This is a genomic window from Streptomyces sp. NPDC002276 (genome assembly GCF_053891435.1).
Window position 1 is genome coordinate 52,313 of sequence record NZ_JBSFCQ010000005.1, and the last position, 13,772, is coordinate 66,084.

General features: G+C 71.4%; 14 protein-coding genes and 1 riboswitch. Of the genes, 10 read left to right on the forward strand and 4 right to left on the reverse strand.

Going from position 1 to position 13,772, the window contains the following annotated elements; all coding sequences use genetic code 11:
- The 3 genes from ACWIHT_RS14840 to ACWIHT_RS14850 form a co-directional block, all read left to right on the forward strand.
- Positions 1 to 308: GH36 C-terminal domain-containing protein (locus ACWIHT_RS14840; protein ID WP_456168103.1), on the forward strand; the 308-nt coding region annotated here is incomplete at its 5' end.
- Between the two features lie 301 nt (positions 309 to 609).
- Positions 610 to 772: riboswitch (cyclic di-AMP (ydaO/yuaA leader) on the forward strand.
- Between the two features lie 4 nt (positions 773 to 776).
- Complete coding sequence (locus ACWIHT_RS14845; protein ID WP_456168105.1) at positions 777 to 1,697, forward strand: M23 family metallopeptidase; 921 nt, start codon at positions 777 to 779, stop codon at positions 1,695 to 1,697.
- 189 nt (positions 1,698 to 1,886) lie between these two features.
- On the forward strand, positions 1,887 to 2,672 hold the full coding sequence (locus tag ACWIHT_RS14850) for an SGNH/GDSL hydrolase family protein (protein WP_456168107.1): 786 nt from the start codon (positions 1,887 to 1,889) through the stop codon (positions 2,670 to 2,672).
- Positions 2,673 to 2,943: 271 nt separating this feature from the next.
- On the opposite strand, the gene ACWIHT_RS14855 is transcribed toward ACWIHT_RS14850, so the two are convergent.
- Both ACWIHT_RS14855 and ACWIHT_RS14860 read right to left on the reverse strand, forming a co-directional pair.
- Positions 2,944 to 3,558 carry a TetR/AcrR family transcriptional regulator gene (locus ACWIHT_RS14855; protein WP_456168109.1) on the reverse strand — a complete coding sequence of 205 codons (615 nt, stop codon included), beginning with the start codon at positions 3,556 to 3,558 and terminating at the stop codon, positions 2,944 to 2,946.
- Positions 3,559 to 3,602: 44 nt separating this feature from the next.
- Positions 3,603 to 4,781, reverse strand: coding sequence for a Glu/Leu/Phe/Val dehydrogenase dimerization domain-containing protein (locus tag ACWIHT_RS14860; protein WP_456168111.1), 1,179 nt, complete (start codon positions 4,779 to 4,781; stop codon positions 3,603 to 3,605).
- A gap of 255 nt (positions 4,782 to 5,036) precedes the next feature.
- Between ACWIHT_RS14860 and ACWIHT_RS14865 the strand changes: the two genes are divergently transcribed.
- Entirely contained in the window at positions 5,037 to 6,275 is a 1,239-nt protein-coding gene (locus ACWIHT_RS14865) for an MBL fold metallo-hydrolase (RefSeq protein ID WP_456168113.1), read from the forward strand.
- Positions 6,276 to 6,366: 91 nt separating this feature from the next.
- Here ACWIHT_RS14865 and ACWIHT_RS14870 read toward each other — a convergent pair whose 3' ends face one another.
- The gene (locus tag ACWIHT_RS14870; protein ID WP_456168115.1) at positions 6,367 to 6,753 is read right to left on the reverse strand and encodes a hypothetical protein; all 387 of its coding nucleotides are present in this window, start codon (positions 6,751 to 6,753) and stop codon (positions 6,367 to 6,369) included.
- A 559-nt stretch (positions 6,754 to 7,312) separates the two neighbouring features.
- Here ACWIHT_RS14870 and ACWIHT_RS14875 point away from each other — a divergent pair.
- The 6 genes from ACWIHT_RS14875 (at position 7,313) to ACWIHT_RS14900 (ending at position 12,313) form a co-directional block, all read left to right on the forward strand.
- The gene (locus ACWIHT_RS14875; RefSeq protein WP_456168117.1) at positions 7,313 to 9,568 is read left to right on the forward strand and encodes an ATP-binding protein; all 2,256 of its coding nucleotides are present in this window, start codon (positions 7,313 to 7,315) and stop codon (positions 9,566 to 9,568) included.
- Positions 9,569 to 9,639: 71 nt separating this feature from the next.
- Positions 9,640 to 10,074, forward strand: a complete 435-nt coding sequence (locus ACWIHT_RS14880) for a roadblock/LC7 domain-containing protein (protein ID WP_019069670.1) — start codon at positions 9,640 to 9,642, stop codon at positions 10,072 to 10,074.
- Positions 10,075 to 10,076: 2 nt separating this feature from the next.
- Positions 10,077 to 10,448, forward strand: a complete 372-nt coding sequence (locus tag ACWIHT_RS14885; protein WP_200708959.1) for a DUF742 domain-containing protein — start codon at positions 10,077 to 10,079, stop codon at positions 10,446 to 10,448.
- Positions 10,426 to 11,043, forward strand: a complete 618-nt coding sequence (locus ACWIHT_RS14890) for a GTP-binding protein (protein WP_200708952.1) — start codon at positions 10,426 to 10,428, stop codon at positions 11,041 to 11,043. Before ACWIHT_RS14885 ends, ACWIHT_RS14890 begins: the two co-directional genes overlap by 23 nt.
- Before the next feature lie 71 nt (positions 11,044 to 11,114).
- Positions 11,115 to 11,690 carry a GAF domain-containing protein gene (locus tag ACWIHT_RS14895; protein ID WP_456168120.1) on the forward strand — a complete coding sequence of 192 codons (576 nt, stop codon included), beginning with the start codon at positions 11,115 to 11,117 and terminating at the stop codon, positions 11,688 to 11,690.
- A gap of 23 nt (positions 11,691 to 11,713) precedes the next feature.
- Complete coding sequence (locus ACWIHT_RS14900; protein WP_456168122.1) at positions 11,714 to 12,313, forward strand: TetR/AcrR family transcriptional regulator; 600 nt, start codon at positions 11,714 to 11,716, stop codon at positions 12,311 to 12,313.
- A 117-nt stretch (positions 12,314 to 12,430) separates the two neighbouring features.
- Here the strand turns inward: ACWIHT_RS14900 and ACWIHT_RS14905 are convergent, their stop codons facing one another.
- Complete coding sequence (locus ACWIHT_RS14905) at positions 12,431 to 13,747, reverse strand: YbfB/YjiJ family MFS transporter (RefSeq protein ID WP_456168124.1); 1,317 nt, start codon at positions 13,745 to 13,747, stop codon at positions 12,431 to 12,433.
- Positions 13,748 to 13,772 lie beyond the last annotated feature (25 nt).

Sequence of the window (13,772 nt, forward strand, 5' to 3'; positions counted from 1 at the left end):
CCCTCTACAAGGAGATCCGGCCGCTCGTGCAGCACGGCGACCTCCACCGGCTGCGCCCGCCGACCGGCGGACTGAGCGCCGTGCAGTACACGCGCGGCGACGAGAGCGTCGTCCTCGCCCTGCTCCAGGCGCAGCACTACGGCGAGCCGGTCCCGGCGCTCCGGCTGCGCGGACTCGACCCGACGGCGTCGTACGAATGCCTCGAAACGGGCGAAGTCCACCGGGGTGTCGTCCTGTTGCACCACGGACTGCGGATCGGGCTGCGCGGTGACCTCGATGCGACGGTTCTCCGGCTGCGTCGCATCTGAGTCATCTGCCCGAATTGCAGCCTTCGTTACAACTCGCTCTGGAATAAGGGAACCTGAGAGTTTGTACGTGAGCAGCGTCATATTCGTGACCGTACGTCGCTGGTCATGTTCACGTAATTGACGTGCTTTTCCAGGGTGATTGAGGGGGAAGTCCTGTGGGAATTCACGGAGGGTGACTGTGAATTCCCACAGGAAGTCACAAGAAACCCAAAACCGTGGAACCTCCTGCTTGTCCCTTTGCGTCTTCCTCGCTTACGTTCGCCACCAATCCGGACGGACGCCCAATCCTGCCGCCGACCGGACTCCGCACACACCCACCCGTATGCGGCAGGAGCGGGGGACCCACAGGTAGGACGCCTGTTCCGGTCTCCGGAACGGGCTTGGGGTAAAGCCGCGACCAGCGCGCGGCCGGGCATCTCCAGCCCGCACCCGACAGCTCACCCCGCAGGCGCCGGAGAGGAATTCGTCATGCCCGCGAAGGGTAAGCACCGCCGTCCGAAGTCCCAGCGCCTCAGCCGCTCGATAGCCGTAGCCGGAACCGGCGGCGCCGCGCTCGCCCTTCCGCTCATGGGAGCCACCGGCGCCCATGCCGCCCCTTCGACTTCCGTTCCGGAAAAGGCCGTTCAGTCGGTTCCGGTCGCCGAGAAGACGGTGACGGAGAAGGCGGCGACCGCGAAGACCGAGGGCGTGAAGACGTATTCGGTGAAGGCGGGCGACTGGCTCGCGAAGATCGCCGAGGACCAGGACGTCACCGGCGGCTGGAAGAAGATCTACCAGGACAACCGCGAGGCCATCGGCGCCGACCCGTCGCTGATCCACCCGGGCCTGAAGCTCTCCCTCGGCAAGAAGGCCACGACGGGCACGAGCGCGGACACGGGCGCGAGCACGACCAAGTCGTCCGGTTCGTCCTCCAGTTCGTCCTCCTCGTCGAAGAAGGACACGTCGGCCACGCAGAGCGCCGACACCACCAGCACCTCCAGCGGCTACACCCTCCCCGTGACCGGCGGCACCATCGGCACCGGCTACCACGTCGCGGGCAGCATGTGGTCCAGCGGCTACCACACGGGCGTCGACTTCGTCGTCCCGACCGGCACCACCGTCAAGGCGGTCGCCGCGGGCACGGTCGTCTCGGCGGCCTACGACGGCGCCTACGGCAACGAGGTCGTCATCCGGCACGCGGACGGCGAGTACTCGCAGTACGCCCACATGTCGCAGCTGTCCGTCTCGGCCGGCCAGACCGTCACCGAGGGCCAGCAGATCGGCCTCTCCGGCGCGACCGGCAACGTCACCGGCCCGCACCTGCACTTCGAGATCCGGACCACTCCGTACTACGGCTCGGACGTGGACCCGGTCGCCTACCTCCGCTCGCACGGCGTCACCGTCGGCTGACTCCGGAGCCCGGCGCGGGGCAGTTCCCGGGGTCAACGCCCCTGGCCAGGGGCTTATTCCGACTTTGGACAACCCTTTACAAGTGGCTTATCTCACCGCCCGTCAACCCCAAAATACGATCGCGTAGGTCACAGTCCAGGGTGAATTATGGTTGCCGTGGCTAACGATTCGAAGAGTGACAACAGATCAGTGATCGGGTCGTACGTGGCGGTGGGGGACAGCTTCACCGAGGGCGTCGGCGATCCCGGGCCCGACGGGGCGATGGTCGGCTGGGCCGACCGGTTCGCGGTACTGCTCGCGGACCGGCGGCCCGAGGGCGACTTCGAGTACACCAACCTCGCGGTGCGCGGGAAACTGCTCGACCAGATCGTGGTCGACCAGCTCACCCGGGCCAAGGAGATCGGCCCGGACCTGGTCTCCTTCTGCGCGGGCGGCAACGACATCATCCGTCCCGGCACCGACCCCGACGAGGTCGCCGAGCGCTTCGAACGCGCGGTCGCCGACCTCACCTCCGCCGTCGGCACCGTCCTGGTGACGACCGGCTTCGACACCCGCAACGTGCCCGTGCTCAAGCATCTGCGCGGCAAGATCGCCACCTACAACGGACATGTGCGGGCCATCGCCGACCGCTACGGCTGCCCGGTGCTCGACCTGTGGTCCCTGAAGACGGTCCAGGACCGGCGGGCCTGGGACGGCGACCGCCTCCACCTCTCTCCCGAGGGGCACACGCGCGTGGCGCTCCGCGCCGGCCAGGTCCTCGGCGTCGAGGTACCGGCCGACCCGGACCAGCCCTGGCCGCCGCTGCCGCCGCGCGGCACGCTCGACATCCGCCGCGACGACGTGCACTGGGCGCGCGAGTACCTGGTGCCGTGGATCGGCCGCCGACTGCGCGGCGAGTCCTCCGGCGACCACGTGGAGGCCAAGGGCGCGCTGTCGCCCGACGACATCAAGATGCGGATCGATTGGGTGGCTTGACGGGGCGTAGGGCGTAGGGCTCGCGGGGCGCCGACGCGTTCGCGCGCACGGCCGCATGTGTCGTGAGACCGAGCGCGGCGACGGCGACCGCGGTGCGTCCCGTCCGTGCGTGGCCGCGGCCGACACGCAGGGCGGCCAGGTGCCGTGCAGCGGTGCGCACGCGCGCGTGGCCGCGGTGAGATCGGCCGCGCGGAGGATGTCCTCACGGGGTGCGTCCGCACGCGCGCGTGGCCGCGCCGTCGCCCCGGGCCGCCGTCTAAGGAAGGGCGGTTCAGGGCGTCGTCAACGCCGCCCGCTCCAGGCCGAGTTCCCGCGCGAGCGCCTCGTCGACCCACTCCAGGGCCCGCGTCCGCGACACCGCGCCCCCGTACGCCGTCATCTGTACGGCCAGGCCGTCCAGGAGGGCGGTGAGGCGCAGGGCCGCCGCGTTCGGGTCCGCGCACTGGAACTCGCCCGCGATCACTCCCTCGGCGACGACCTCCGCGAGCGCCCGCTTCCACTGCCGGTCGAGATCGCGCGTCACCTCCAGGAGCGCGGGTTCGCGCAGCGCCGCCGCCCAGCCCTCGATCCACAGCCGCCAGCCCTTGGCCTGCCCGGTCGGCGCGTACCAGCGCACCGCCGCCCGCAACCGGCGCAGCGCGGTCGTCCGGCGGCCGAGCAGCTTGCGCAGATGCGCGAGATCGTCCTCGGCGGCGAAGGTGAACGCGGCGGCGACCAGCTTCTCCTTGGTCGAGAAGTGATAGAGCACCAGCGCGTTGCTCACCCCGAGCGCCGAGGCCACGTCGGCGATCCTGACCGCCGCCACGCCCCGCGCCTCGATCTGCTCGACGGCGGCCCGCAGCAACTCCGCCCGCCGCTCCGCCACGCCCAACCGCACTCTCGCCACGCGGCCACCCTATTCCGTGGCCCGCGAAGCCGTTGCCCCGTGTCTCACCGGTACCAGCCGAACCGCTCCGCGATGACCGGCAGCCGGTCGGCGACGATGGCGTGCGCGGCGGCGCGCGGTGTCGTCCCGTCGGCGTCCGCGCGGGCCAGCATCAGCTCGATCAGGGCGCGCATCGAACGCCGGGTGTGCGCGAACGCCTCGTCCGCGTCCGCACCGATGTCGCCGAACAGGGTCCACCACCACCAGGCGTTCGTCCCCGAGTTCACGACCACGTCCGGCAGTACGACGACCCCGCGCGCGGAGAGCAGTTCCTCCGCCTCCGGCAGTACCGGCATGTTGGCCGCCTCGACGATCCAGCGCGCGGTGACCGCCCCCTGGTTCGTGGTGTCGACCGCGTACGACACCGCCGCCGGAACCAGCACCTCCGCCTCGACGGACAGCCAGTCCCCGCCCGGGAGTTCACGGTCGCCGGGGCGCAGCACGGACCGGTCCACGGTGCCGTACGCGTCCCGCGCCGCGAGCAGTGCGTCCACGTCGAGCCCGGCCGGATTGGCGATCGTCCCCTTGACGTCGGCGACGGCCACGATCGCCAGCCCCGCGCGCGCGAGGAACCGCGCCGTGGCCCCGCCCATGGTCCCCAGACCCTGCACGGCGACCCGCGTCCCCGCGTACGGCACGCCCGCCCGGTCCAGCGCGGCGAGCACCGACTCGGCGACCCCGCAGCCGCCCACCAGTTCGTCGAGACCGATCCCGTCCACCTCGACCGCGAACGCGTCCGCGAGCCGCCGCCGCGCCGCGGCCTCGTCGTCGAGCAGCGGATACACGGCCTGGATCGACGACACGAGCCCCGCCTCCGCCCCGGCCCGGTCCACCAGGTCCTGACTGAGCCCGAGGTCCTCACCCGTCGTCCAGAAACTCTCGACGTACGGCCGCATGGCGCGCAGATACCGCACGAGGAGGCCGTACGACTCCGGGTCCTGGGGGTCGCAGTCGATGCCGCCCTTGGCGCCGCCCAGCGGGATGTAGCGGCCCGCCGGGTCGTAGTGCAGCGCCTCCTTCATGGTCATGCCGCGGGCCAGCCCGGCCACCTCGTCGAGGGTGCAGCCCGGCCGCATCCGCAGCCCGCCGCTGGACACACCGCGCACCAGCCGGTCGACGACCAGGAAGCCCCGGCGGCCGGTGACGTGGTCGGTCCAGGTGAGCGACATCAAGGGGGCGGTCATACGGACTCCTCGCGGCGTCGGCCGACAGGGCAGGTGGCGAAGCGTGTACCGGACGGCGGGTACTGAACGGCGAGTCAGTATGGGAAGTGGGGCCGGGTCCTGTCAACGGAAGATCGAATTCCGCCCGGAGGTGTCAACCACGGGCGCGGAACTTTGGTCTTTCCTTGGAATGACGGCCCCGTGAAGCCGATGCACCGGCGTTGTCACAGGGGTCGACCATAATGGAAAGCCTGACCGACTCCACCTGGAGGCATCGTGACCGGAATCCGTACCCTGAGCTCCGGGCTCCGCGCGCTGCAGCCCGCGGCCTTCGGCGCGGACCCGAGCGGCGAGCGCCTGGCGCGCATCCGCAGATCGCCCCACTTCAAGGACGGGGTCTTCCAGAACCCCGGGGGCAACACGAACGTCCGCCCGTCCGGCGGCACGATGCGCGAGATGGGCAAGGCCTACCTCGACAAGGAGGCGCGCGTCCGCCGCGCCCCCGACGGCACGCTGCCGGTACACGCCACCACCCTCGCCGACCTGGCCAGGCCCGCCGCCACCGGGCTGCGCCTGACCTGGATGGGCCACTCCAGCGTGCTGGCGGAGATCGACGGCCACCGGGTCCTCTTCGACCCGGTCTGGGGCGAGCGCTGCTCCCCGTTCCCGTTCGCCGGCCCCAAGCGGCTCCACCCGGTGCCGCTGCCGCTGGCCGCCCTCGGTCCCGTCGACGTCGTGGTCATCTCGCACGACCACTACGACCACCTGGACATGCCCTCGATCAAGGCGCTGGCCGACACGGACACCCTGTTCGCCGTCCCGCTGGGCGTCGGCGCCCACCTGGAGCACTGGGGTGTCTCCCCGGACCGGCTGCGTGAGCTGGACTGGAACGAGGAGACCAAGGTCGGCGGCCTCACCCTGACCGCGACCCCGGCCCGCCACTTCTGCGGCCGCGGCCTGCGCAACACCCAGCACACCCTCTGGGCCTCCTGGGTCGTCGCCGGTGACGAGCACCGGATCTACCACAGCGGCGACACCGGCTACTTCGAGGGCTTCAAGGACATCGGCGCGGCGCACGGCCCGTTCGACGCCACGATGATCCAGATCGGCGCCTACAGCGAGTTCTGGCCCGACATTCACATGACGCCCGAGGAGGGCATGCGCGCCCACCTCGACCTCCAGGGCGGGCAGGCGCACGGGGTGCTGCTGCCCATCCACTGGGCCACGTTCAATCTGGCCCTGCACGCGTGGGCCGAGCCCGGCGAGTGGACCGCGGACGCGGCGGAAGCGGCGGGCCAGGCGGTGGCGACCCCGAGGCCGGGAGAGCCGTTCGAACCGGGCGCCGAACTGACGACGGACCGTTGGTGGGGACCCTTCGGGGGCGCACTCGCGCGTCCCTGGCGGGGCGCCGAGCCGGTGGGGGCGGACTCGGAGTCGGAGTCGGGGGCGGGATCCGAGCCGGAGTCGAAGGCGGCGGCGACCCAGGAGGAACTCGACCTGGCGAACGAGCGCTGACCCGGGCGACAGTCCCCTCGACGGCGCCGATGGCGTCAATGGACTCAATGGCGTCGATGGCCGGGTCCGCCGCGTCGTCGAAGGGGACGTCTCACCGCAGGGCGCGGAGCCGCCGTACTCCCGTGTAGGTCCCCGTCGTGAGCGCGAGCACCAGCAGGAGGAGTCCCAGGAAGACCACCGGGTTCACCCAGCCCGGAACCAACTCCGTGCCCACGCCCCCCGACGTGACGCACTGCGAACTGACCGGCAGCGTCATCCGCGTCACGACGTGATCGCCCGCCGCACCCATCGCCGCACACATCTGGTCCGGGTCCAGGACATAGAACCCCGACATGGCGCCCCACGTGTACGCGCCGAGCGCCGCCGAGCCGGCCAGCACCGCCACCAGCGCGCAGGTTCCGACGCTCGGCAGCCGCCACCATCCGCTGACCGGCAGCCGATGGCAGGCCCGCCAGGCGAGTCCCGCGGCCGCGGCCACGCACACGAACGGTGTCACGTACGGCGAGAGAACCAGGATCAGAAAGAGAAGAGCTACCACTCCTGTCCGGACATCATCCGGACAGGATCGGTTCCGCACGCTCGGCGGACGGCCTCCGACGGACACTGCCTGTGACGTGCCGGGGTCGCGGCGGGGTCGCGGCGGACGGTGGGACGGATCACCCGAAATCGCTCCGCCGACCCGGCCGCCGGGCCCGGAGCGGGCGGACGGCGAAGCCGGGCGGCATCCAACTCCCGGGCTCCCGGCGCCCGTTCGTGACCGGTTCCGATCAGGGGCGATCGATTCTTTGTCCCTCTTCGTCATACGGCCGCCCGGGTTATCGGTCTGTCGTGCGAAGCCTCATACCAGAGCGGGACGCTCCCCGGGGGACTTTGTCAACTGCCCACCGCACCTGATGCGTTGACGACTACTGTGAGTGTCCGCCGGGCGACGCGGGGCCGAATTCTTCGGCTCTCCCGACCGGCACCGCGATGGCGTATGCCCGAATCGCGCACCCCGCGCGAGCAAACAGGTCCGACGCACCAGTACGAGGACGCCGATGTCTCAACTCCGTGCACCGGCCGCACGCGCAGACCGCCGTGAGGGCGGCCGGCACGGGCGACCGGCCGCCCGACCCGTGCCCGCACTGCCCGAGACGCACATACGATCCCAGCTCCTGCGCCTCGCCGTGCTCCCGCCCGTCGCGGTCGCGCTGAGCGCCAGCGCGGCCGTCCTGTTCACCGTCCGCTCCACCGGAGCACGGACCAGCCTCACCTTCTGGGGTGTCCTCGCCGGAGCCACGTCGGTGACGTGCGCGGGCATCCTGATCGCCGCCGTGGCCGCCGGCCGCGCCGCCGGTTCCATCAGCGACCGCATCGGCGCCCTGCGGCGCGACACCGCGCGCGGCGAGGCCGATCTGCGCGACCTGGTCGAGGCGCTGCGCCGCGGCGAGGGCCCGCCCCAACGCAAGCCGCGCGGTCGGCCGCCGGGGGACGCCGACGACTTCGACCTGCTCGCCGCCGACCTGACACGCGCCCACGACGGCGCCGTCACCGCCGTCGTGTCCGCCTCCCAGCTCTCCAGCCAGGCCGGCAGCGAACAGAAGGTCGAGGTCTTCGTCAACCTCGCCCGGCGCCTTCAGTCCCTCGTACACCGGGAGATCTCCATCCTCGACGAGCTGGAGAACGAGATCGAGGACCCCGACCTGCTCAAGGGCCTCTTCCACGTCGACCACCTCGCCACCCGCATCCGCCGCCACGCCGAGAACCTCGCCGTCCTCGGCGGCGCCGTCTCCCGCAGACAGTGGAGCAACCCGGTCTCCATGACCGAGGTGCTGCGCTCCGCCATCGCCGAGGTCGAGCAGTACTCCCGCGTCAAACTCGTGCCGCCCATCGACGGCACCCTGCGCGGCCACGCCGTCGCCGACGTGATCCACCTGCTGGCCGAACTCGTCGAGAACGCCACGGTGTTCTCCGCCCCGCACACCCAAGTACTGCTCCGCGTCAACCTCGTGACCTCGGGCCTCGCCGTCGAGGTCGAGGACCGCGGACTCGGCATGCCCGTAGGCGAACAGAGCCGGATGAACACCCTGCTCACCGACCCCGACCAGGTCAACGTCGCCAGCCTGCTGGCCGACGGCCGCATCGGCCTGTTCGTCGTCTCCCAACTCGCCCGCCGCCATGGCATCCACGTCCGCCTCCAGACCAACATCTACGGCGGCGTACAGGCCGTACTCGTCGTGCCACAGGCCCTGTTGGGTACGGCACCGGGTGCTCCCGGAGCCGTAGGCCGGCCGGAGGACACGATGGGCGGGGGGCGTCCGCTTCTGCCTCCGCAGCAGTCCCCGCAGGGAGGAACGCAGGGCGGGACACAGGGTGGGACGCCCGGGGCGACGCCCGCAGCGCCCGGGCGGCACCAGCGTGACGCCGGGGCACCGGGACGGCATCAACGACGGGACTCCGCACCGCCCGTCGCGCCGGTGCCGAACGGTGGCGGACCGGTGCCGCTGCCCGTGCGCGGCGCCCACGCGGAACGGGCCAACCCGGCCGAGGCCGTCCCCGGTATCCGGCCCGACGACCGGCACACCGTGGCGACGAACGCGGCCACACCGCCCGTCCCACGAGGCGGCGCGGTACGCGGCACCATGGGCAAGCCGCCCCAACTGCCCCGGCGTCGCGCCCAGGAACACATCGCACCCCAACTCCGCGACGGCCCCGCACCCCGCCAGGACTCCGAGCACCCCGTCGGCCATGACCCGGACCTGATGGCGTCCTTCCAACGCGGGATCGGCCTCGCGGAGGCACAACAGCACATGGAGGCAACGGAGTTGGCGGAGGGGACCGACATGGTGTCACCCCACGTGGACGTCCCGCACGTGGAGGTGCCGCACGTGGAGGTGCCGCACATGGACGTCCGGCGCGTGGAGGTACCGCATGCGGAGTTGCCTCACCTGGACGGGTCACTCGTGGACACGGCACACATGGAGTCGGCCCACACGGAGGCAAGCCGCACGGAGTTCCCGCACACGAACGGGGTGCACACGAACGGCGTGCACACAGGCGGGGTGTATATGAGCCGGCCTCACATGGGCTCCGACCACATGGGCTCCGACACAAGCGCGGGTACCGGCACCAGTGCGGGCACCAACGCAGGCACCGGCACCAGCCCAGCCCTCTCCGCCGCAGGCACAGGCACCGGCACGGACAACTTCTTCCTCGCCCCCCACATGGACGCGGCCCCCATAGCCGAAGCCCACGTGCATACGCCCGGTCACGACCTCACCGCCCGGCACGACGGGAGCGCATCAGCCGGATGACCACGCACGCCCCCGCCCTCACCCCCACCCGCGCTCCCGCAGACCTTCGTACCCCAAGGAGTCGATCCACCATGGCGAGCGACGCGCCGACCGGCCATGTATCCGATCTCGACTGGCTGATGAGCGGCCTCGTGCAGCGCGTACCGCACACCACCAGCGCGGTACTGCTCTCCTGCGACGGCCTCGTGAAGTCGGTCCACGGGCTCGACCCCGACAGCGCCGACCACATGGCGGCGCTGGCCTCCGGCCTGTACTCCCTCGGCCGGAGCGCGGGCGTCCGCTTCGGTGACGGCGGGGACGTCCGGCAGGTCGTCGTCGAACTCGACTCGACGCTGCTGTTCGTGACCACCGCAGGCTCCGGCACCTGTCTCGCCGTACTGGCCGGCCGCGAGGCCGACGCCGCCGTGCTGGGCTACGAGATGGCGATGCTGGTCAAGAGCGTCCGCCCCTACCTCGTGACCGCGCCCCGCCAGCACGCCGTCGAATCCCCTGCGATGAGGCCTTGAGCGTGGCGACGGCCGGCGACGGGCCTTGGTTGGACGACGCGGCCGGACGTCTTGTGCGCCCCTTCACGGTCAGCAACGGCCGTACCCGGCCGTCCATCGCGCTCGACCTCCTGTCGCAGGTGATGGCCACCGGTTCCACCCCCCTCGGCTATCTCGGCCCCGAGCACGCGCAGGCGCTCGACCTGTGCCGCGCGCCCGTCTCGGTCGCCGAGGTCGCCGCCCACCTGAAGCTGCCGGCGGTGGTCACCAAGGTGCTGCTGTCGGACCTGGTCGACTGCGGAGCGCTGACCACCAAGCCGCCCGAGTTCCACCACAACCCCACTGACCGGTCTCTTCTGGAGGCAGTGCTCGATGGACTACGACGACAGCTCTGACTACGTGAGCGGCCACGACCCCTTCCCCACCGCACTGAAGATCCTGGTGGCGGGCGGCTTCGGCGTCGGCAAGACGACCTTCGTCGGCGCGGTGAGCGAGATCGCGCCGCTCAGCACGGAGGAGTTGCTCACCACGGTCAGCGCCGCGACCGACGATCTCGAAGGCATCGAGAACAAGGTCGAGACGACCGTGGCGATGGACTTCGGCCGGATCACCCTCGACCCGGAACACGTGCTCTATCTGTTCGGCACGCCCGGACAGGAGCGGTTCTGGTTCATGTGGGACGAACTGTCCGAGGGCGCGCTCGGCGCGGTCATCCTCGCCGACACCCGCCGCCTGGAGGAGTGCTTCGCCGCCGTCGACTTCTTCGAGCAGCGCGGCCTCGGATTCATCGTCGCGATCAACGAGTTCGACGGCTCCTACCGCTACGACCCCGAGGAGGTGCGGGCCGCCATAGATCTCGACCCCGGGATCCCGGTCGTGCGGTGCGACGCGCGGATCTCCAGTTCCGGGGTGCAGACCCTGCTGACCCTCGTACGCCATCTCATCGAGCACGCCCCGGCGCACGCACCGAGCCATGGTGCCCACATGTGATCCCCGCACACCCTTGCACCCCCTTCACGGAGTTCCTCTATGACATACGTCCACAGGGACGGAGTACGCCCATGAGCTACGACCCGCCGCGTCCGGCCGGTCGTCTGCTGCTCACGCCCGAGGACAAAGAGGCGCCCCAACGGGTGCGGCGGCTACGGGGGTTGGGCCTGGGGAAGCACCCGGACCCGGCGCTCGACGCCTTCGCGGATCATCTCGCCGAGCTGACCGGGGCGCCGTACGCCATGGTCAACTTCATTGACGAGAACCGGCAGTTCTTCGCCGGTCTGCACACTCCGGGCGGTACGGGACTGCCCCGGGCCGTCAAGGGAGGGGAGCACGCCAAGCCCGAGGTGGGGCGGCAGTTGGCGCGTGAATATGGGTTCTGCCCCCATGTGGTGGTCAGACGTAAGGCGCTGGTTCTTGAGGATGTCTGTGACTATCCGCGGTTCGCGGGCAATCCGGTCGTCGACGAGTTCGGCATCCGTTCCTACCTCGGGGCGCCGCTCATCGACTCCACGGGGATGGTGCTGGGCACCGTGTGTGTCGTCGACACGGAGCCGCGGCCGTGGGGGAGGCCGGGCCTGGAGACGATCAAGTCGACGGCGGCGGAGCTGGTGGCCCGGCTGGAGGGGCTCGGTGGCTCATAGCCGACCGGTCGTACAGTTGCCGTATGGGTAGGACCAGTGATGCCGGAGAGAAGATCCTTGCCGCCGGGCGCTCGCTCTTCGAGGCGCGCGGCTACTCGGCGCTGGGCGTGGCCGAGATCTGCCGGGCGGCCGGGGTGCCGAAGGGCAGCTTCTACTACTTCTACGAGTCGAAGGAGGCCCTCGCGCTGGCCGTCGTCGACGAGCACTGGGCGGAACAGCGGCGGGAGTGGGCCCGGATCCTCGGTGGGGATGCCGAACCGCTGGACCGGCTGCGGCGGTTGTTCGAGGCGACGGAGGCCGGTCTGCGAGCCGGACAGCAGGGCTGCGGGACCGTGCTGGGCTGTCTGTTCGGCAACCTCAGCCTGGAGATGAGCAACCAGACCGAGGCCGTCCGCACCCGGCTCCAGGAGATCTTCGACGCCCAGGTCGAAATGGTCGACGCGGTCGTCACCGAGGCCCGCGACCGCGGCGACGTCACCGTCACCGACACCCGGGAGGCGGCACGGTCTGTCGTCGCGCAGTTGGAGGGCCAGGTGATGTTCGCCAAGCTCTACAACAACACCGGACGCCTGACCCCCCTCTGGGCCAACTGCCGTGCCCTGCTGGGGGCGAGCGCCGCTTGACCGGCGGTCGGCGGTCGGCGTCGGTGGGCGCGGTGCGTCGATCGCGCCGGGGACTGCGGGGCGGTTGAGCCCTCTGCGGGGCAACTGCTGTGCTCCGCTCGGGCTCACCTCGGCTGATCAGCGGCCCGCGTCGGTGGGCGTGGTCCGCCGTACCCGCTCCGGCACGGACTGTCGTACCGCCACCGCGTGGTGCGGGTAACCGGCCCGCAGGACGGCGGCGGCGACGGCCGCGGCGAGGACCACCAGGGCGGCCAGGAGCAGGGCCGGGCGGTAGCCGTGGCGCAGCAGCGGGGCGACAGTGAGCGGGCCGAGGATCTGGCCGACGGAGTAGCCGGCGGTCAGCAGCGCCACCGAGCGCGGGAAGCGCAACTCGGTCCCGGTGGCCAGGGCGAGCGTGCTGACGCCGATGAAGGTCGCACCGAACAGCAGCGCCGAGACCAGGGCCGCGGCCACCCCGCCCACCAGCGCGGGCAGCGCGATGCCGACCGCCTGGATCACCAGCGCGACCAGCAGCAGCCCGGGCCGCGACCAGCGGCGGCCGAGCCGGGCCCAGAGCGCGGAGGACGGTACGGCGGCCAGCCCGACGAGCACCCACGCGCCACCGCCGATCCAGCCGGGGGAGCCCTGTGCGATCGCGGCGACCAGGAAGGTCCCGGCGACGATGTACCCGACACCCTCCAAGCTGTAGCTGACGAACAGCGCGACGAAACGGCGGTCGACCGTCGCCGTGACGGCTTCCGACATATGCACGGACGACATGTGCTCGGGCGACATGTGGGTGGCCGACATGGGCCCCGTCGACACGTGCGCGGCAGACACAGTCCCGGCTGGCACCGCCACCTCCGGCCGTAGATTCCACGAGGCCGCCGCCAGGACCACGGCGAGCGCGGCCGAGGCCCACCAGACGGTCCGCCAGTCCGCGATCGGGCGCAGGGCGAGGACCAGGAGGCCGGAGAGCGCGATCCCGGCGCCGACACCGCCGAAGCCCCAGCCGGGCAGATGCGGCGGGTGGTCCCGGAGGTGGCCGAGGAGCGAGTTCACCGCGACGACGAAGATCAGCGCGCTTGCCACGCCCGCCAGCAGTCGCAGCGTGAGCCACACCCCGGTGTGCCGCGTGGCGGGCATCGCGGCCAGCGTGCAGATCAGCAGCACGAGCGCGCCGCGCAGAGTCGTGCGGGAGCGGACCAGGGCGGGGGAGAGGGTGCCCGCGAGCGCGCCGACCAGGTAGCCGACGTAGTTGGCCGTGGCCAGGTGCGCGCCGGCGTCGGTGGACAGGCCCGCCTGGGCGTGCATCAGCGGGAGGATCGGGGTGTAGACGAAGCGGCCGACCCCCATGCCCGCGGCGAGCGCCGAGGCGACCCGGACGACATGAGCCCAAGGTGACAGGAGGGGGCCGCCCGCCCGGGCCGAGGGGACCGGGGCGCTGGCGCTCATGGCAGCCAAATCCCTTACAGCCAGG